Genomic DNA, 17,369 nt, shown 5'->3' on the forward strand with positions numbered 1-17,369 from the left:
GTGGTGGGCCCGCGTCACGTCCGCGCGTCGCGCTCGCGCTCCAGCTCCGCGCGGAAGAAAGCGCTGTGGCGCGCGAGCGTCTCCATGTAGGGCCGCACGTCCTCGCGCGCCTCGGGGGAGAGCCGCGCGAAGGGCGTCACGTGCGCGTCCGGCACATAGCGGAAGGTGAGGTTGATGCGCCGGGTCTTGAAGTCCGGCATCTCGGGGGGCATCACGTGGCCCACGCGCGTGTCCACCCGCTGCACCCGGTGGAAGGTCTGCTCCTTCCAGCGCGCCCCACCGAAGAGCTGCAGGGCCCCATCATCGAGCCACTGCTCGAGCACCACCTCGTCGCGCTCGCCCGGGCGGCTGGAGGTGACGAATTGGATGAGCGCGCGCTCGCCCAGGGACAGCGAGGCCACCGGCCCGGGCTCGAAGTCCTTGTGCTCCCCCACTCGCGCGGTGTCCACCCACTGTCCGTCCTCCAGGCGGCTGCCGTAGAAGTTCACCAGGCACGTGTTGAGGTGCCAGCCCTCGGGCATGTCCGGGCCCCGGAACATCCGGCGCGCGAGCTCCTCCACCTTCTTCACCTGCCGCTGGAGCACCGCCGGAAAGGGCTCCGCCTTCACGCAGCGGTCCTTCACGCCCTTGGGGGGCCGGTAGTAGTCGAGACAGGCGAACTGCCAGTTGCCCAACCAGTACACCGGCCGCAACAGGCGCCGCTGGGACTGGCCCGGGGGCGGAGGGAAATGCTTGGAGTAGCGCTCCTCCCACAAGGGGTGCAGCTGGCCCAACCAGCCGAGGATGGCGGCGCGCTCGGCCGCGGGCAGGAAGCTCGCGTTGTAGTGATGGCCCGGCGTGCGCTGACGGGCCTTGTGCGCCAGCGAGCGGCCGTAACGGGGAGGAGAAGCCATGGAGGCTTCCCCTACCACACGGCGCCTAGTGTGTGGCCTCCACGACGAAGTGCTCGCGCACCTGGCGCGCGTCCGAGGCATGCGAGACGCGGAACTCGTACCGGCCCGGCTTGTCGATGCGCACGCGCAGCGGCGTGGCGTCCGCGCCGGTGTCCGCGGTGAACTGGTGGATGCAGCGCCCCGCGTCACACCCCACCAGCCGCACCGAGGGAAGTCCATCCGCATGCAGGTGGAGGTTCAGTTCCTCTGGAGCCTCCAGGTGGACGGTGGCCGGCTCACCCGAATGCACCCCATGCGTCCAGGGCAGCTCCAGCCACCCGGGGCTCCCGTGGGACAACTGAAAGGAGACATGGCGCAGCGGCATGATCTCGCTGAGGACCTCCGAGTCCCCGCTCCAGTCGTCCGCCCGCACCGCCAGCAGGATGACCGAGGTGACCAGGGCCAGGCCCATCACCTTGCGGGTGACGCGGTGCTCCAACCAGGCCAGGCGCGCCTGGCGCTCCGGGGGCTTGGGCCTCGCCGGCGTCTTCCCCGACGCGGCCGCCTGGAGCGCCAGCTGGATGCGGTTCTCGAGATGCGTGGACGGCCGTTCGTCTCGAAACGCATCCAGGGCCTGGACGGCCTCTCCCGGCAAGGGGGGCAAGGACTTGTCATTGGGAGCGCTCATGAACGACCTCCTGCGTTGACGGCGGCCGGGGTCTGGGCGAGCTGCGCCTTGAAGGCGGCACCCAGCTGGGCACGTCCCCGGAAATGACGGCTCTTCACGGTCCCCACCGGAATCCCGAGCACCGCGGACACCTCTTCGTACCCAAGCTCTTCCACGTCACAGAGCAACACCACCAGACGGAACTTCTCGGGCAGGGCATGCAGGCAGCGCAACATCAGCTCGGCCTCCTCACTGCCGCACAGCCGGGCCTCGGGATCCTTCTGCTCCACCCCACCGGTGAAGAGCGAGCCCAGCACCGACGACGCCCCCTCGAGCACCGAGTCCAACAACGACCGGCGCCGGGCGAGCGCGCGCCGCGTTTCGACGAACTGGTTGCGAACGATTCCACACAGCCAGCCAAACAAGGACCCCCTCTCCTGGTAACTCTCCCGATGGACGTAGGCCCGCACCAGGGCGTCTTGCAGCAAGTCCTCCGCCTCCTGCTTGTTCCGGCACAGCGTCAGGCAGAGCCGGTGAAGACGCGGCAGCAACGGCTGGATCTCCGCCTCGAAACGCTCCCGCCCCCACCCCCCCGCGCCCTCCACCCCGCCGCTCATCGCCGCCCCGCCCAGGACGGACCCCACCCCACGCACCCTTCCGGGCGATGGTCTGCTGCATTCCACGTCACGACACTGTCCATAAGGATGGAACGACTCACACGCGGGTTCCCGAACGACGTCAATCGGATTTCACTCTATTTCTCTTCCCCAGGCATGGAACTTGCTTTGCTCACAAATATTTCACTCGCCAACGGAAAAAAACCACGAGGGAAGAATAAAACACCGGGAACCCGGAAGTGAATCGTTCCGTCCCTGCCTCTCGTGAAGCACGCGCCGCGTCAAGAACGCCGCGAGCCCGTGCGCCTCAAGAGGATGGAACCCATGCAGCCTCAGCCTTCCGGTACTCCCCCCCAGGCCGCGTCCGAGAGCGCGTCGACCTGGAAGAGTGACATCGTCTCCGGCTTTCTCGTGTTCCTCATCGCGCTGCCGCTGTGCCTGGGCATCGCGATGGCCAGTGGCTTCCCGCCGGTGGCGGGCATCCTGACGGCGGTGGTGGGAGGGGTGGTGTCCTCCTGGCTGGGCAGCGCGCGGCTCACCATCAAGGGGCCCGCCGCGGGGCTCATCGTCATCGCGCTCGGCGCGGTGACGGAGCTGGGCGGGGGTGACGGAGTGCTGGGCTACCGCCGGGCACTGGCCACCATCGTGGTGGCCGCGGCGGTGCAGATCGTCTTCGCGCTCTTGCGCGCTGGGACCCTGGGGGACTTCTTCCCCTCGTCGGTGGTGCACGGAATGCTCGCGGCCATCGGCATCATCATCTGCTCCAAGCAGATCCACGTCCTCCTGGGCGTGGCGCCCGAGGCCAAGGAGCCGCTGCACCTGCTGGCGGAGATTCCCCGGAGCGTGATGAAGCTCAACCCGGAGATCGCCTTCATCGGCGCGATGAGCCTCGTCATCCTCTTCGGTCACGCGGCGGTGGCCAAACGCGTGGCGGCGCTGCGGCGTGTCCCCGCGCCCCTGCTGGCGTTGCTGTTCGCGGTGCCCATGGGGCTCTACTTCGACCTGGACCACGAGCACACCTTCACCTTCTCGCACAGCCTCTTCACGGTGGGCCCCAAGTTCCTCGTGAACCTGCCGAGCAACCTCCTGTCGGCCATCACCCTGCCGGACTTCTCCGCCGTCTTCAGCGCGACCTCCATCAAGTACATCGTCATGTTCGCGCTGGTGGGCAGCATCGAGTCGCTGCTGACGGCCAAGGCCATGGACATGATGGATCCGGAGAAGCGCCGCTCGGATCTCGACAAGGATCTGCTCGCCACGGGCGTGGGGAACTTCATCTCCGGCATGCTCGGTGGCCTGCCGATGATCTCCGAGGTGGTGCGCAGCTCGGCCAACATCGGCTACGGGGCCAGGAGCCGGCTGTCCAACTTCTTCCACGGCCTGTTCCTGCTGCTCTTCGTGGCGTTCGTGCCCATGCTCATCCACCGGATTCCGCTCGCCGCCCTGGCCGCCATGCTCATCTTCGCGGGCGTGCGGCTGGCGTCGCCCAAGGAGTTCGTGAACACGTTCCGCATCGGGCCCGAGCAGTTCGTCATCTTCACCTTCACCATCGGCGTGACGCTCGCCACGGATCTGCTGGTGGGCGTGGCGGCGGGCATGGCCCTCAAGGTGGTGGTGCACCTCATCAACGGCGCGCCGTTCGCCGGCCTCTTCAAGCCGCAGATCGAGGAGCACACCGAGGCGGGCCAGGTGGTGCTGCGCGTGCGCCAGGCGGCCGTCTTCACCAACTTCCTCAAGCTCAAGAAGCAGCTCGCGCGCCACGCCCACGCGACCCACGTGGAGGTCGACCTGACGGAGGCCCGCCTGGTGGACCACACGGTGATGGAGCGGCTGCACGAGCTGGAGGGCGAGTTCTCCCGCCAGGGCCGCCACCTGCACGTGCGCGGGCTCGAGCAACACCGCAGCCTCTCCGCGCATCCTCACTCCGCGCGCAAGAAGTCGGCGAAGGCCCCCCTGCCCGTCCGCTCCTGAGCGCCTGAACCTCTTCCCGTCTGGATTCCGACCATGAGCCACTCCCCCTCGACCGACCGCGGACAGCACCTGAGTGAGGTGCTGGAGCACGCGGGCCACCTGTTGCCGGCGCAGGGTCCCATCGGCGTGTTCGTGCACCACAACACGCTGCACGCCTTCCAGCACCTGCCCTTCCACGAGGCGCTGGCCGCCGCGAGCGCCACGTTCGAGACGGAGACCTACCTCCCCGAGTCTCGCTACCGCGAGCTGTACCGGCGCGGGCGCATCACCGACGTGGATCTCAAGGCGGTGCTCGCCGAGCGGGAGCAGGGAGAGCGACGGGAGGAGATGGTGCCGGCCCCGCTGTCACGCCTGGACCTGGAGCTGCTCGCCCTGCTCCACCCGCCTCCGGTGGAGACGGCCGCCTCGCTGCGCTGGCGGATGAGTGAGTTGGCGGCGACCTCCTCGCTCCGGCCGGACGTGTCGACGGCCGCGCGCGAGCGGCTCCTGCGGCGCTCCACCGAGGGCATCCGCGGGTGGCTGGACCGGGTGGGCCGGGACTGGACGATGACCGATCTGGCCATGGCCCTGCTCGAGCCCACGCTGAACACCGCCGTGCGCGCCGCCGCCGCCGAGCCGCGGCGGGCCCTGGCCCAGGAGATCGCCCTGCGCCGCCTGGGCATCCCCTCCGCCCGGACCGAGGCCTATGTCGCGCAGGTGCGCGCCCGGCTGCTCGGCGCGACGACGACCCTGTCCGTGGAGGGGTGGTTGGGCGCCGAGGTGGCGCTCGTCCAGGACGCCCTGGCCACGGCGTTCGGGGGCGATGGCTCCCTGGCCTCCCTCAAGGAGCACCTGGAGCGCCACCCCGAGCGCTTCGCGGTGAAGGCGCTCTGGGCCGCCTGCCGCACGCCCCTGCTCACCGCGCCGGACTCGCGAGAGAAGGCCGAGCCCGGTGGGGTGCGCAGCCACCGCGAGCTGCTGCGGCTGGCCACCGGGGAGGACATCAACGAGCTGGTCAACCCCCACCTCATCCGCATCTGCTCGGCCTTCCTCGACGAGGGCCAGTCGCACTGGAGCCTGCCGGAGCGCGAGTCGGGGCTGTACGCCGCCTGGCGCGCGCTGAAGCTCACCGGCATGGGCGTGCTGCCCGAGTGGCTGGAGGACCTCGAGGTGGACTTGAGACGGGCCTCCGCCCAGGGCCTGTCCGCGCGGGACGTGGTGCTCGCCGCGCTCGACGAGCTGGGCGTGCCCGAGGCGCAGTGGGAGCCCTACATCACCCGCGTGCTGCTCGCGCTGCCGGGCTGGGCCGGGATGTTCCACCGCTTGGAGCACAACCCGGCCGATCGGCCCGCGGGCTCGCCTCCGGCACACCTCATCGACTTCCTCGCGGTGCGCCTCACCCTGGAGCGCCACGCGCTGCGCACCGTGGCCCGGCGCCGGCTGGACTACCAGGGGCCGCTCTCCGGGCTCCTGGCCCGCGCGAGCGACGCCGCCGCGCACCGGCCCGCGGCCCTGGAGCACCCACTCGAGGAGGGCAGTTGGCGGCTCTTCCAGCTCATGCAGGTGGCGGGGCTGTCGGCCCTGGAGGTGGCGGACTTCCCGCTCGTCCGGCGCCAGGCCCTGCTCGCGTGGCTGGAGGCCTTCGACGCGCAGGCGCGCCGCCGCGTGTGGCACGAGGCCTACGAGCACCACTACCGCATGGACATCCTCCAGGCGCTCGCGCAGAACCGGCTCCGCCCCGAGCCGGAGCGCACGGTGGAGGATCCGCGCTTCCAGGTCGTCTTCTGCATGGATGACCGCGAGGAGTCCTTCCGCCGGCACTTCGAGGAGCAGAGCCCGCGGCACGACACGTTCGGCATCGCCGGCTTCTTCGGCGTGGCCATGGACTACCGCGGCCTGGACGACGCGGGCCTCGCCGCCCTGTGCCCCATCGTGGTCACCCCGGCGCACATCGTCGAGGAGCGGGCCCACCCGGATCACGGCCACCTGGCCGAGACCCGCGCCCGGCTGCGCGCCCTCGGGGCCCGTCTCGAGCACTGGCTGCACGGCGGCTCGCACGCGCTCGAGTTCAGCTGGCTGCTCACGCCCCTGCTGGGACTCGTCTCCGCGCTGATGCTGCCCCTGCAGATCTTCGCCCCGCGCCGGGTGAGCCTGATGCGCCGGGCACTCGCCCAGCGGCTGCTGCCCACGCCCCGCACGCAGCTCACCAGCCTGAGGGACGAGGCGGCCGAGCAGCTCCACCTCAAGCCCCTGGGCTTCACCGTCGCCGAGAAGGCGGCGCGCGTGGCCAACTCGCTGGAGAACCTGGGGCTGGTGGACGGCTTCGCGCCGCTCGTGGTGGTGCTGGGCCATGGCGCCATCAGCGTCAACAACCCGCACCAGTCCGCCTACGACTGCGGTGCCTGCGGCGGCCGTCACGGCGGCCCCAACGCGCGCCTCTTCTCGGAGATGGCCAACCGGCCCGAGGTGCGGGCGCTCTTGCGCGAGCGCGGCATCCACATCCCCGACACGACGTGGTTCATCGGCGGCCTGCACAACACCACCACCGATGAGATCGTGCTCTACGACACCGAGGCGGTGCCCGAGGCCCTGCGCGGCGAGTTCACCGCCCTGAAGGAGTCGCTGGACAGCGCGCGCACCCTGTCGGCGCACGAGCGCTGCCGGCGCTTCGAGTCCGCGCCCCTGAGCCTGTCTCCCGAGGCGGCCCTGCGGCACGTGGAGGAGCGCGCGGCGGACCTGAGCCAGGCGCGTCCCGAGCTGGGCCACGTCACCAACGCCACGTGCGTGGTGGGACGCCGCGCCCTCACCCGAGGCCTGTTCCTGGACCGGCGCGCCTTCCTCATCTCGTATGACCCCACGAGGGACTCCTCCGGCGCCATCGCCGAGCGCATCCTCGCCGCGGCGGGCCCCGTGGGCGCGGGCATCAACCTGGAGTACTACTTCTCCTGCATCGACAATGACCGCTACGGGTCCGGCACCAAGCTGCCCCACAACCTCACCAGCCTGCTCGGGGTGATGGACGGCGTGGAGAGCGACCTGCGCACGGGCCTGCCCCGGCAGATGATCGAGATCCACGAGCCGGTGCGGCTGCTCCTGGTCGTGGAGGCCAGCGTGGAGGTGCTCGGGGGCATCTACGAGCGCCAGCCCATCCTGCGCGAGCTCATTGGCAATGAATGGGTCCAGCTCGTGAGCGTGGACCCGGTCACCGGCGCGCAGATGCGCTTCACGCCCCGGGGCTTCCAACCCGTCACCCCGCCGCCGGCGCCCCTGCCGGTGGTGGCCTCCTCGCCGGAGTGGTATCGCGGTCAGCGCGATTTCCTGCCTCCGGCGCTGATCGACGCTTCCCAGAAGAAAGAGTCTGACCATGTCCGTCGGTAACCTCGAACTGGGGTGGGTCGCCGCCACCGCCCCGCTCTGGCCCCTGCTGGCCTTCGTGACGCTGGGCGGCGTGATGCTGTTGCACCGCGCTCCGGGCGAGCGCGCCGTGGTGCGCGGGGTGCTCGGCGCCTTGTGGCTCTCGCTGGGTGCCTCGGTGGCGGCGGCGGCGGGCCTCGTGTGGAACCACCAGGACGCGTGGGTGGTGGAGGTGGGCCGGTGGTTCTCCAGCGGTGAGTACACCTTCCCGGTGACCCTGTTCGTCGACCGGCTGTCCGCGACGATGATGGTGCTCTCGAGCGCCATCACCCTGCTCATCGGCCGCTTCTCGGTGAACTACCTGCACCGCGAGCCGGGCTTCGCGCGCTTCTTCCTGCTGCTGGCCCTGTTCGCCTCGGGCATGCAGGTGCTGGTGGCCAGCGGCAGCATCGACCTGCTCTTCGTGGGCTGGGAGATGGTGGGCCTCACGTCGGCGCTGCTCATCGGCTTCTTCCACGAGCGCACGACGCCGGTGCGCTCGGGCTTGAGGGCCTTCACGCTCTACCGCCTGTGCGACATGGGCCTGTTGATGGGCGCGGTGCTGCTGCACCACTTCGCGGGTACGGCCGAGTGGGCCGAGGCGCTCGGTGCCCGGGCGTGGCCGGGGCCGGCGGTGGCCCTGGCGGCGGGGCCGGCGACGGCGCTGGGGTTGTGCCTGATGCTGGCGGCCATGGGCAAGTCGGCCCAGCTTCCCTTCAGCAGCTGGCTGCCGCGCGCCATGGAGGGCCCGACGCCCTCGAGCGCTCTCTTCTATGGTGCCCTGTCGGTGCACGCGGGCGTCTACCTGCTCCTGCGCGTGGCGCCACTGCTTCAGCGCTCTCCCGTGGCGAGCGGGGCGCTCGTGGTGGTGGGGCTGCTGACGGCCGTGCACGCCACGCTGGTGTGGCGCGTACAGACGGACGTGAAGAGCTCGCTGGCCTATGGCGTCCTCACGCAGGTGGGGTTGATGTTCGCCGAGGTGGGCCTGGGCCTGTACCGGCTGGCGCTGGTGCACCTGGTGGCGCACGCCTGTCTGCGCTGTCTGCAACTCTTGCGTGCCCCGTCGGTGCTGCGCGATGAGCTGTCGCGCCGCGCGGCCCTGCGCGAGGCGAAGCGTCCCACGGTGGCGGTGGCCCACCATGTCCTCCCCGAGGGCTGGCGGCGGCGCTTCTACCGGCTGGCGCTGGAGCGCTTCTCGCTGGAGGTGATGCACGAGCGGTGGGCGATGGGTCCGCTGCTGCGCGCGGGCCAGTGGATGGACCGGATGGAGCGGAGCTGGACGGGCGCGCTGAGCGGCTGGAAGTCCGCCCCCGAGAAGGCGCCGGCCGAGCCGAAGCAAGCGCCGAGCAGTCAGAGTCAGTCGACAGGAGTCGTGTGATGCGGACGTCCCTTCCCCTTCTCTCCCTCCTGGTGGTGTTGCCCGCGCTGGGCGCCGCGGCGCTGCGCCAGCTCCGCCAGCCCGAGCGTCAGCGCCGGGTGGCGCTCGGCGTGGCGACGCTCACCCTGCTCCTGACACTGGGCGCGGTGGTCCTCTTCGAGGGCGGCGTCCCCGGCGTGCAGCTGCATGAGTCGTGGTTCCGCGTGCCGGGGCTCGGCGTGGAGCTGCGGCTGGGCGTGGATGGCATGAGCGTGCTGGCGCTGGTGGTCACCGCGCTGCTCACCCTGGGGCTGGTGGCGGCCGGTCCGCGCCAGTCGCTCGACCGGGGCACGCTCGGCGCGCTGCTGCTCACCGAGAGCATGACCCTGGGCTTCTTCTGCGCCGAGGACCTGGCGCTGATGACCGTCTTCTTCATCGCCACCCTGGTGCCGACCGGCGCGCTGCTGGCGCGTCAGGCGCGGGCACGGCCCGAGGCCCGGGCGCTGCGCACCTTCGGCGTCTACATGCTCATGAGCGCGCTGCCCCTCGTGGTGGCCACGGCCCTGGTGGGCCTCGAGGGCTGGCGCACTGGAGCACCGGCGCCCTTCGGCCTGACGGAGCTGATCGCCCGGGGGCTGCCGGCGACGTGGCACCTGCCCGTGTTCGCGTTGTTGATGCTGGCGGTGTGCGTGCGCATGGCGGTGGTGCCCTTCCACTCCTGGCTGCCCGTGCTCATGGCGCGCGGCCCGTTCGGCGTGGGCTTGCTGCTGGTGAACGCGCACGCGGGGCTGTACCTGCTGGTGCGCGTGGTGATGCCGCTGCTGCCCGGGGAGTGGAACCGGGGCGGCGTGATGCTCGGAACGCTGGGCCTGTGCGCCGCCCTGTATGGCGCGGTGCTGGCGCTGGCGCAGACGGATCTGCGCCGCGTGGTGGGCTTCCTCCTGGCGAGCCAGTCGGGCCTGATGCTGGCGGGGCTCGCCATCGGCAACACGCAGAGCATCTCCGGCGCGCTCATCCAGAGCGTGGCCGCGGGCATCGCGCTCACGGGGTTGGATCTCGTCGTGCGCGCCATCGAGGCCCGCACGGGCACCACGGACATGACGCGGCTGGGAGGACTCGTGCGCCGCGGCCCGCGTCTGGCGGCCTTCTTCTTCCTCATGGGCTTTGGCAGCCTCGGCTTCCCGGGCACACTGAGCTTCGTGGGCGAGGATCTGCTGCTGCACGGCATCCTGGACACCCACCCACTGGTGGCGCTGCCCCTGCTGCTGACCACCGCCATCAACGGCGTCACCTTCCTGCGCGCCTTCCAGCGCACCTTCCTCGGCTCGCCCGCCCATGGCCAGGCGGCCCTGCTGGAGACGGTGGAGGACTTGTTGCCCCGGGAGCGGGGGATGGTGTTCGCCCTGTTCGCCCTGGTGGTGCTCGGCGGATTGGTGCCGGGACCGCTGCTGCACCTGCGCGCCTCGCAGGTGGAATCCCTGGCGGGCCCCGAGTCCTCCTCCAGTCACCACGAGGAGTCCGTGTCACGGGGTGAGCTCCCTTCCGAGGCGCTTTCCCTGGCATGTCCTTGAAGGTGCAAGGATTGACGCGAGGGTGAAAGCGGGCACCCACGGCATGTGGGTGCGCCTTTCCCTGGCGCGTCGCGCCATCGAAAACTTGACGAAGCCGGTCCCCCGCCTTCACTAGGGCGCGCCACCCGAGGGGATCCGCATGAACCGTCGCTCGTTGTGTTTTGTCGCCCTGCTCGCCTCCCTGCTGACGTCGTCCACCGCCTTCGCCGGAGTCTGGTTCGAGCTGTTGCGCGCACCGTGCTTCACCGGGGACAAGGACAACATGGCCCTCGGAGGTCGCTACCGCGGCGCCGTGGACTGCTTCAACGAGGACTTCAATGGCGGCGGCGCGCGGACCACGCTGACCATCAAGGCGTTCCAGCAGTGGGAGTACGGGTCGGTGTTCCTGTACTACGACATCACCGGCCCCTTCACCCCCGCGAGCGTCTTCAAGCAGAGCGCCAACACGAAGGGCGGCTTCTTCGGTGGCATCACGATCGCGGTGTCGCCCAAGTCGATCGCGGAGAAGGTGCTGGAGCGGAAGTTCGACTGGGGACCGCTGCGCGACGTCTCGCTCAAGTACGAGATGGAGCACGTGAGCAAGTTCGGCATGCTGCACTACTACGGCCTGCAGTGGGACCTGGCCGTGCCGGGCATGGACTTCGTGACGGCCACCACGGTCATCCGCGATGACTGGGCGTTCCGGGGCGTGGACCTGCAGGTGGGCCTCGCCTGGCAGAAGTCCTTCTCGCTGGGCACGCAGGACTTCCTCTTCCTCGGCTTCTTCCAGACGGGCCTGTTCGGCGAGGGCGAGGGCGTGGGCGCGATGGCGGGCTCGCGGGGCAACCGCTTCTTCCTGGCCCAGCCCGAGCTGCTGTGGGACTTCGGCAAGCTCGTCCACTTCACCCCGGGCAAGATCTACCTCGGTGGCGAGTACCAGCTCGCCTACAACCGCTACCTCATCCAGGGGAAGATCGAGAACGTGCTCCAGGGCATGATCCGCTGGAACATCTGATTCCCCGCTGAATCCCTCGTGAGTCCCCCCAGGGGGCGTGTGGAACAATGGGCCGCCTCGTGACGACCCTCCACCGCCCCCTGTCCGTCTCGTTGCTGCTGTTGCTGTGGTCCGCGGCGCCGGCACTCGCCCGGGAACCCCGGACGTCCCGTGCTCCCGAGCCCCTGCTGTCCCTGCTCGAGCCCGCCGGAGAGGGCTGTGAGTGGGTCCGGCTCCAACCCCTCTCGGCCGTCCGCCAGGTCATCGCCCGGCTCGCCGTGGACTGTCAGGGAGGAGCCACCGCGCTGAGCCGGGATGGGAAACGCGGCGCGGCGAGGTTCTGGCGAGGCGGCGTCAGCGCGCCCGTGACGGGCAGGCCCACCTTCCCCGAGCGATTTCCCTCCCCCGCCTTCCGCGACCGCCTGTTCCTCGTGGACGTGGAGACGGCCGCCGCCACGGAGCTGCCGTTGCCGGGCTCGGGAGAGCTCATCGAGTTCGGCTTCGATGCCGAGGGCCAGTTGCTGGGGCTCACCCTCCAGAAGCCCAGCCCCGAGCAGGAGCGCCAGGGAGAGGCGGAGATTGACGGCACCCGCGTCGTGCTCGAGACGAGCGAGGGGAAGCGGCCCCTGCTCGCCCACGCCTTCCAGTGGCGGGACGGCGCCTGGAAGCGGCGGGAAGTGAAGGCCACCACCGACACCACGGGGCCGCGGGTGCTCGCGCTGCGCCAGAAGCTGGGTGAGCGCTCGAGCCACACCCTGGATCCGCGCTTCATGCCCGAGGAGCTCGAGGACGACGTCGTCCTCGATCAACTGTATGCCTTTTCCCCGGAGGAGCCCGAGGGGGAGTGGACCCTGCTGCGCCCTGGGGGCTTCCGCCTCGCGGTCTGGAGCATCCCCTTCGGGGAGGAGGAAGCCCTGGCAACGGGGCTCGTGCGCAAGGTGGACAAGCAGAAGGTGTCCGCGCTCCCCGGCTTTCCCCTGCGGCCCAATGACCTGGCCAGCGTCCAGATACGGGGGACCTTTCTCCTGCTCTCGCTCGCCGACTCCGGTGCGCACCCGTACCTGTACCGGGGAGGCAAGCTCGTCTGGAATTCGGAGAGCGCCCGGGCGGTGACCTTCTGGCCGTCCCACCCAGGCAGGTAGGCGGGCTCCACTGCTCGCCGACTCGCGGCGCTGGGGAGGGACGCTTCACCGAGCGTCCGCTCGTGAATACTTTTTCCTTGGAATCGCGATGGCTGGTCCTGGTCGGGAAGGAGGTTTCCCCCGCGGCCACGCGCCTCACGAATGAAAGGCGAGAACATGCGGACGAACATCCTGGCGGTCGCGGTGGTGACGACCTCGTTGGGCATGGTGGGAATCGCCAATGCGCAGCAACAAGACACCACCCAGTCCCAGCAACCCATGGCTGGCAGCCATGCGCTCCAGCAACCCCTGACGGGCAGCTACACCTTCCAGCAACCGATGGCCGGCAGCTATGCGCTCCAGCAGCCCCTGACCGGTAGCTATGGCCTCCAGCAGCCCTTGACGGGCAGCTACACCCTCCAGCAACCCCTGACGGGCAGCTACACCCTCCAGCAGCCCCTGCTGGGCAGCACCCTGGGACAACAGTCTTCCTCCGGAAGCTTCAGCTCTCAGCTCCCCATGACTGGCTCCTCGAACTTCCAGACCACGCTGCCGGGTGACTCCAGCTCGCTGTCGAGCGGCTCCTTGTCGGGTAGCTCGCTGTCGAGCGGCTCCTCGCTGGGCAGCCCGCTGTCGGGCAGCACCACGACCTCGCCTGGAAGCACCCCGGTGCAGCAACCCGGGCTCTCGACCCTGCCCTCCACGCAGCCCGGAAGCACGACGTCCGGCGTGCGCTGACGCTCCGCGGTGAGACAACGGGCCGGGGTCATTTGCCCCGGCCCGTATTCCGTCAGGACGCGAGGCGCGGTACACCAGGGGCCATCATGGCGGAACTCCCGATGAACATTCCCACTGTCGACCTCGCCGATCTCTCATCAGAGGACCCTTCCCGAATCGAGCGCGGCACGATGGCGATCCGGGAGGCCTTCGGCGTCTTCGGGCTCGTCTACGTGAAGAACCATGGCGTCGATGCCCAGGCACTCGACCGGCTCTATGACGCGTTCGGTGCGTTCATCGCCCGGCCCACCGAGGCCAAGCGCCCCTACGGCCGTGCCGACATCTGGTACCAGCGAGGCTGGACACCGCCGAACACCGAGGTCGCCGTGGCCGGCAATGGTCAGCCCGACTTCAAGGAGTGCTACTTCGCCGCGCCCTACCCGCCCGACGAGAACTCCGTGCTCGAGTTCCCCAACCTCTACCCGGAGAACATCTGGCCGGAGGACGCGCCGCCGTACTTCCAGGAAGGACTGCTCTCGCTCGGCCGCTCGCTGCACGAGGCGGGCTTGTCGCTCCTGCGGGGTGCCGCCATGGCGCTCGGCGTGCCCCAGAAGACGTTCACCGATGTCTGCGAGCGGGGTCCCCACGTCACCCGGGTGCTGCAATACCTGCCGCTGAAGCCCTCGCAGGTGAACACCGGCATCCTCTGGGGCGAGGAGCACACGGACTTCAACCTGCTCACGCTGCTGCCCGGTGGCCGGTTCCTGGATCCCCAGGTCCGCCCCGCGCCCCGGCCGGATGAGCGGAGCGGGCTGTACCTGCGCACCCGCGCCACCCCCGAGGAGCCCAAGGGCCGGCTCGTGCAAGGCGTCGCCCCGGCCGGGTGCCTCGTCGCGCAGGTGGGCCAGCAACTGGAGATCCTCACCGGTGGCACGTTCCTGGCGACGCCCCACGTCATCACCGCGCCCGGCGTACCCGGCTGGCAGCGGCAGTCCGCCGCGCACTTCATGCACGTGCACACGAGCACGGTGCTCTTCCCCCTGGAGAAGTTCCGCACCCCCGAGGCCATCCGGAACTACGCGCCCCCGGTGCTCGCGGGCACGTACGACATCAAGACCCTGGTGGACGTCGGCCTGGCGACCCCGGACGCGCTCGATCAGCTCGGCTACCGGCATTACGACCGGCTCCACCGCATGCGCGCGAACGGCTCCAGCACCTGACGCATCGCGTCCATGCTAGGACACGGGCCCATGCGCCCGAGCCTCTCGACCCTGCTCCTCGCGTCATCCCTGCTCCTGGCCTGCAAGAGCGCCAAGGAGGAACCCGCCCCGGTGGCCCCCGCCGCCCCGTCCGCCCCGACGGCCATGAAGCCCGCGCCGAAGACGACGCGGGTGGGCCTCGTGCTCAGCCTCGGAGGGCGAGGGGACCAGTCCTTCAACGACTCGGCCCTGCGGGGGCTGGAGGAGTGGGCCGCGGGCGTGAGGTACGAGGGAGGCGGCTACAAGGACCTCACCCCCGAGGAGCGGCAGGCCTCGCTCCAGGGCTCGTTGGGCCAGGACCTGGCCCGGCGCGACTCGCCGGTGGAGCCGCTCGGCATCACCCCGGTCGTCATCCAGAGCCGCGTGGCGGAGGACTACGAGCCCAACCTGCAACTGCTCGCGGACCAGGGCGTGCCGCTGTCGCTCGCGGTGGGCTTCCAGTTGGAGAACGCGGTGGAGACGGCCGCGAAGCGCGACCCGGAGATGCACTTCCTGCTCGTGGACAGCCCGCTGGTGTCGCCCCAGGGCGAGCCGTACACCCTGCCCAACGTGCGCACCGTCGTCTTCCGTGAGGAGGAGGGCTGCTACCTCGTGGGCGCGCTGGCGGGACTCGCGACGAAGACGAACAAGGTGGGCTTCGTGGGCGGCATGGAGATACCGCTGGTCAAGCGCTTCGAGGCGGGCTTCCGCGCCGGCGTGGCGGCCACCAATCCCAAGGCCACGGTGGTGGCCAACTACACCGGGGGCTTCACCAACTTCGCCCTGGGCAAGCAGGTGGGGCAGGATCTGCTGACCAAGGGCTCGGACGTCATCTTCGCCGCGGCGGGAGTGGATGGACTGGGCGCCATCCAGGCGGTGAAGGAGGCGCGCGACGAGGGGAAGGTCGTCTACGTCCTGGGGGTGGACTCGGATCCCTCCCATCTGGCGCCCAAGGCCGTGCTGTCCGCGGTCATCAAGCGCGTGGACCTGGTGGTGTACGAGGCCGTGCGCGACCAGGTGCGTGGCCAGTTCCGGGGCGGCACCCAGTCCCTGGGCCTCAAGGAGGGCGGCATCGCCTACGCGCCGGTGCGGCTGGACTTCCCCGGCAAGGACGAGGCCCTGCGCACGATGGAGTCGCTCAAGGCGAAGATCATCGCCGGGGAGATCCAGGTACCCACCCACCCGTCACAGCTCACGGGCGCCAGGCCGAAGCCCTGAAGCGCGCGGGGGACGAGGGGCGGGCATCACGACACGCCGGGTTCCTGGTCCCCACCGGGTGCCCGCGCCGCGAGCGGCTCGGTGGGCTGGGGTCCGCGCCAGAAGCGCAGGAAGGCCATGAGGTAGCCCGGCCGCTCGCGTGACGGATCGTCGTAGCGCGGCAGGTACAACCAGGGCACGCGCGGGTGCTGGTGGTGCGCCAGGTGCCAGTTGAAGTGCAGCAGCAGCACCTCGTAGACGCGCGCGGCGCGCAGGTTGTGCGCGCCATCCAGCACGTGCCGGGGACTCGCCGCGTGGGTGATGTACTGCTGCGCCGACCAGTTCAGCCCGAAGAGCGCGTAGAGCAGCAGATAGCGCCCGGGAGACAGACCGAGCCCCACCACCAGCCCCACGTGCAGCAGCACCACGCCCACGCACTCCAGCCGGATGCGGCGGAAGAAGCCCGAGGGAATGCCGTTGAGCATGGCCACCGCGGAGGGGTCGCGCAGCACCTGGCCGCGCAGCAGCCCGGGCCACAGCAGCATCGACACCACGGCCACGGGAACGGCCAGCCAGAAGCCCCCCGTGTAGAGGAAGTAGAAGTACACCCGCTTCCACGCGAGGTTGTCCGAGGGGTAGTACAGGTCGAACATCTCCGCGTCGCCGCGGTTGCGCCGGTGATGGCCCAGGTGGCACGCGCGCAGGAACGTGAAGGGCCCCGGGAAGAAGGCGGCCAGCAGCACGCCGAAGGACTCGTTCACCCGCGCGTTCGAGTGGAACACCCGGTGCTCGGCCTCGTGCAGGAGCGAGTACAGCGGCAGGAAGAGGAACGCGAACACGACGCCCCACCCCACCACCGCCCCGGAGCTGGACGCCCGGGACGCGAGCCACTGCAGGCCCACGCCCCCGGAGACGATGCCCAGCGCCAGCACCACGTTGAGCGTGCCGGGAGGAGACGGCGGGGGCGCCAGGGGCTCGCTCATGAGCGGGCCTCCACCGTCGTGGGCACGGAAGCGGACGGCGCCGCGCGGCGGAACAGCAGCGCGTGAACGCCCCCCGCCACCGCGAGCCCGCCAAGCACGTCCACGACGAAGTGCTGCTTCACCGTGAGCGTGGACAGACAGATGAGGCCCGCCCACACCAGCCACAACACACCGCCGCGCCGGTGGCGCAGCCGCAGCGCCCCGAGCCAGGTGGTGGCCACGTGGATGCTCGGGAAGGTGTTGCCCGCGTTGTCCGAGGCCCTCATCTGCGCGAACTGCTCCCGCCAGAAACCCGGGGGAATGCTGTCCACGGGAGGCCTCGGGTAGTGCGCGGTGAAGAGGAAGAAGCCCAGGTAGCACACGGCGTTGGCCACCAGCACCGCCGCGAGCATCCGCAGGTACTCGCGCGCCTCCAGGCACCACGCCGCCCCGAGCAGCAGCGCGAAGAAGCTGCAATAGACGGCGTACGTCCACGGCAGGAAGGGAATCGCCGTGTCCAGGGGCGTGAGGAAGTCGAAGCGCGGCGGCAGGTGATTGTTGAGCCAGAAGTACGGCTGGAAGGTGGCGGCGATCGTCACCCCCGTCGTGACCAGACGCCCCACGAACGGCTCGTTGAATCGGTACAGCCACGCCATCGCCCGCACCACACGTGCCTCCTCCGCCCCACCGGGAAACGGACCCCCAGGCTACCCGAGGCACGGCCCGCCTACCGT

The 17,369-nt window shown here is 70.2% G+C and carries 14 protein-coding genes; 9 read left to right on the plus strand and 5 right to left on the minus strand.

What is annotated here, in order from left to right:
* Positions 1-14: 14 nt before the first annotated feature.
* From CYFUS_RS38025 to CYFUS_RS38035, 3 genes are read right to left on the minus strand one after another with little or no spacing between them, the layout of a single operon-like run.
* Positions 15-893, minus strand: coding sequence for an alpha-ketoglutarate-dependent dioxygenase AlkB (locus CYFUS_RS38025; RefSeq protein ID WP_095989654.1), 879 nt, complete (start codon positions 891-893; stop codon positions 15-17).
* 25 nt (positions 894-918) lie between these two features.
* Positions 919-1,560, minus strand: coding sequence for a hypothetical protein (locus CYFUS_RS38030; RefSeq protein WP_095989655.1), 642 nt, complete (start codon positions 1,558-1,560; stop codon positions 919-921).
* Positions 1,557-2,183 (minus strand): RNA polymerase sigma factor, encoded by a 627-nt coding sequence (locus CYFUS_RS38035; RefSeq protein ID WP_232537044.1) that lies wholly within the window; start codon positions 2,181-2,183, stop codon positions 1,557-1,559. The genes CYFUS_RS38030 and CYFUS_RS38035 overlap by 4 nt, the downstream gene beginning before the upstream one ends.
* A 297-nt stretch (positions 2,184-2,480) precedes the next feature.
* Between CYFUS_RS38035 and CYFUS_RS38040 the strand changes: the two genes are divergently transcribed.
* The 9 genes from CYFUS_RS38040 to CYFUS_RS38080 all read left to right on the plus strand — a co-directional run bounded on the left by CYFUS_RS38040 (position 2,481) and on the right by CYFUS_RS38080 (position 15,694).
* Positions 2,481-4,127: a SulP family inorganic anion transporter gene (locus CYFUS_RS38040; RefSeq protein WP_095989656.1), complete on the plus strand. Its 1,647-nt coding sequence runs from the start codon at positions 2,481-2,483 to the stop codon at positions 4,125-4,127.
* 33 nt (positions 4,128-4,160) lie between these two features.
* Positions 4,161-7,484 carry a YbcC family protein gene (locus CYFUS_RS38045; RefSeq protein ID WP_095989657.1) on the plus strand — a complete coding sequence of 1,108 codons (3,324 nt, stop codon included), beginning with the start codon at positions 4,161-4,163 and terminating at the stop codon, positions 7,482-7,484.
* On the plus strand, positions 7,471-8,877 hold the full coding sequence (locus tag CYFUS_RS38050) for an NADH-quinone oxidoreductase subunit L (RefSeq protein ID WP_095989658.1): 1,407 nt from the start codon (positions 7,471-7,473) through the stop codon (positions 8,875-8,877). Before CYFUS_RS38045 ends, CYFUS_RS38050 begins: the two co-directional genes overlap by 14 nt.
* Positions 8,877-10,427, plus strand: coding sequence for a complex I subunit 4 family protein (locus CYFUS_RS38055; RefSeq protein ID WP_095989659.1), 1,551 nt, complete (start codon positions 8,877-8,879; stop codon positions 10,425-10,427). The genes CYFUS_RS38050 and CYFUS_RS38055 overlap by 1 nt, the downstream gene beginning before the upstream one ends.
* 139 nt (positions 10,428-10,566) lie before the next feature.
* Positions 10,567-11,421, plus strand: a complete 855-nt coding sequence (locus tag CYFUS_RS38060) for a hypothetical protein (protein ID WP_095989660.1) — start codon at positions 10,567-10,569, stop codon at positions 11,419-11,421.
* 47 nt (positions 11,422-11,468) lie between these two features.
* On the plus strand, positions 11,469-12,542 hold the full coding sequence (locus CYFUS_RS38065) for a hypothetical protein (protein WP_232537045.1): 1,074 nt from the start codon (positions 11,469-11,471) through the stop codon (positions 12,540-12,542).
* Between the two features lie 156 nt (positions 12,543-12,698).
* Positions 12,699-13,259: a hypothetical protein gene (locus CYFUS_RS38070; protein ID WP_157758890.1), complete on the plus strand. Its 561-nt coding sequence runs from the start codon at positions 12,699-12,701 to the stop codon at positions 13,257-13,259.
* A gap of 101 nt (positions 13,260-13,360) precedes the next feature.
* Entirely contained in the window at positions 13,361-14,458 is a 1,098-nt protein-coding gene (locus tag CYFUS_RS38075) for an isopenicillin N synthase family dioxygenase (protein WP_232537046.1), read from the plus strand.
* Between the two features lie 30 nt (positions 14,459-14,488).
* Complete coding sequence (locus CYFUS_RS38080) at positions 14,489-15,694, plus strand: BMP family lipoprotein (protein ID WP_095989663.1); 1,206 nt, start codon at positions 14,489-14,491, stop codon at positions 15,692-15,694.
* Positions 15,695-15,720: 26 nt separating this feature from the next.
* On the opposite strand, the gene CYFUS_RS38085 is transcribed toward CYFUS_RS38080, so the two are convergent.
* Entirely contained in the window at positions 15,721-16,656 is a 936-nt protein-coding gene (locus tag CYFUS_RS38085) for a fatty acid desaturase (protein ID WP_095989664.1), read from the minus strand.
* Positions 16,653-17,303, minus strand: coding sequence for a phosphatase PAP2 family protein (locus CYFUS_RS38090; protein WP_095989665.1), 651 nt, complete (start codon positions 17,301-17,303; stop codon positions 16,653-16,655). Before CYFUS_RS38090 ends, CYFUS_RS38085 begins: the two co-directional genes overlap by 4 nt.
* Positions 17,304-17,369: the final 66 nt, after the last annotated feature.

Source organism: Cystobacter fuscus, assembly GCF_002305875.1.
GTDB classification, from domain to species: Bacteria; Myxococcota; Myxococcia; order Myxococcales; family Myxococcaceae; genus Cystobacter; species Cystobacter fuscus_A.

Excerpts from the sequence above, each read along its gene's own strand:
- CYFUS_RS38025 (WP_095989654.1), bottom strand. The coding sequence starts at position 893 with ATGGCTTCTCCTCCCCGTTACGGCCGCTCGCTGGCGCACAAGGCCCGT.
- CYFUS_RS38030 (WP_095989655.1), bottom strand. The coding sequence starts at position 1,560 with ATGAGCGCTCCCAATGACAAGTCCTTGCCCCCCTTGCCGGGAGAGGCC.
- CYFUS_RS38040 (WP_095989656.1), top strand. The coding sequence starts at position 2,481 with ATGCAGCCTCAGCCTTCCGGTACTCCCCCCCAGGCCGCGTCCGAGAGC.
- CYFUS_RS38045 (WP_095989657.1), top strand. The coding sequence starts at position 4,161 with ATGAGCCACTCCCCCTCGACCGACCGCGGACAGCACCTGAGTGAGGTG.
- CYFUS_RS38050 (WP_095989658.1), top strand. The coding sequence starts at position 7,471 with ATGTCCGTCGGTAACCTCGAACTGGGGTGGGTCGCCGCCACCGCCCCG.
- CYFUS_RS38055 (WP_095989659.1), top strand. The coding sequence starts at position 8,877 with ATGCGGACGTCCCTTCCCCTTCTCTCCCTCCTGGTGGTGTTGCCCGCG.
- CYFUS_RS38060 (WP_095989660.1), top strand. The coding sequence starts at position 10,567 with ATGAACCGTCGCTCGTTGTGTTTTGTCGCCCTGCTCGCCTCCCTGCTG.
- CYFUS_RS38065 (WP_232537045.1), top strand. The coding sequence starts at position 11,469 with ATGGGCCGCCTCGTGACGACCCTCCACCGCCCCCTGTCCGTCTCGTTG.
- CYFUS_RS38070 (WP_157758890.1), top strand. The coding sequence starts at position 12,699 with ATGCGGACGAACATCCTGGCGGTCGCGGTGGTGACGACCTCGTTGGGC.
- CYFUS_RS38075 (WP_232537046.1), top strand. The coding sequence starts at position 13,361 with ATGAACATTCCCACTGTCGACCTCGCCGATCTCTCATCAGAGGACCCT.
- CYFUS_RS38080 (WP_095989663.1), top strand. The coding sequence starts at position 14,489 with ATGCGCCCGAGCCTCTCGACCCTGCTCCTCGCGTCATCCCTGCTCCTG.
- CYFUS_RS38085 (WP_095989664.1), bottom strand. The coding sequence starts at position 16,656 with ATGAGCGAGCCCCTGGCGCCCCCGCCGTCTCCTCCCGGCACGCTCAAC.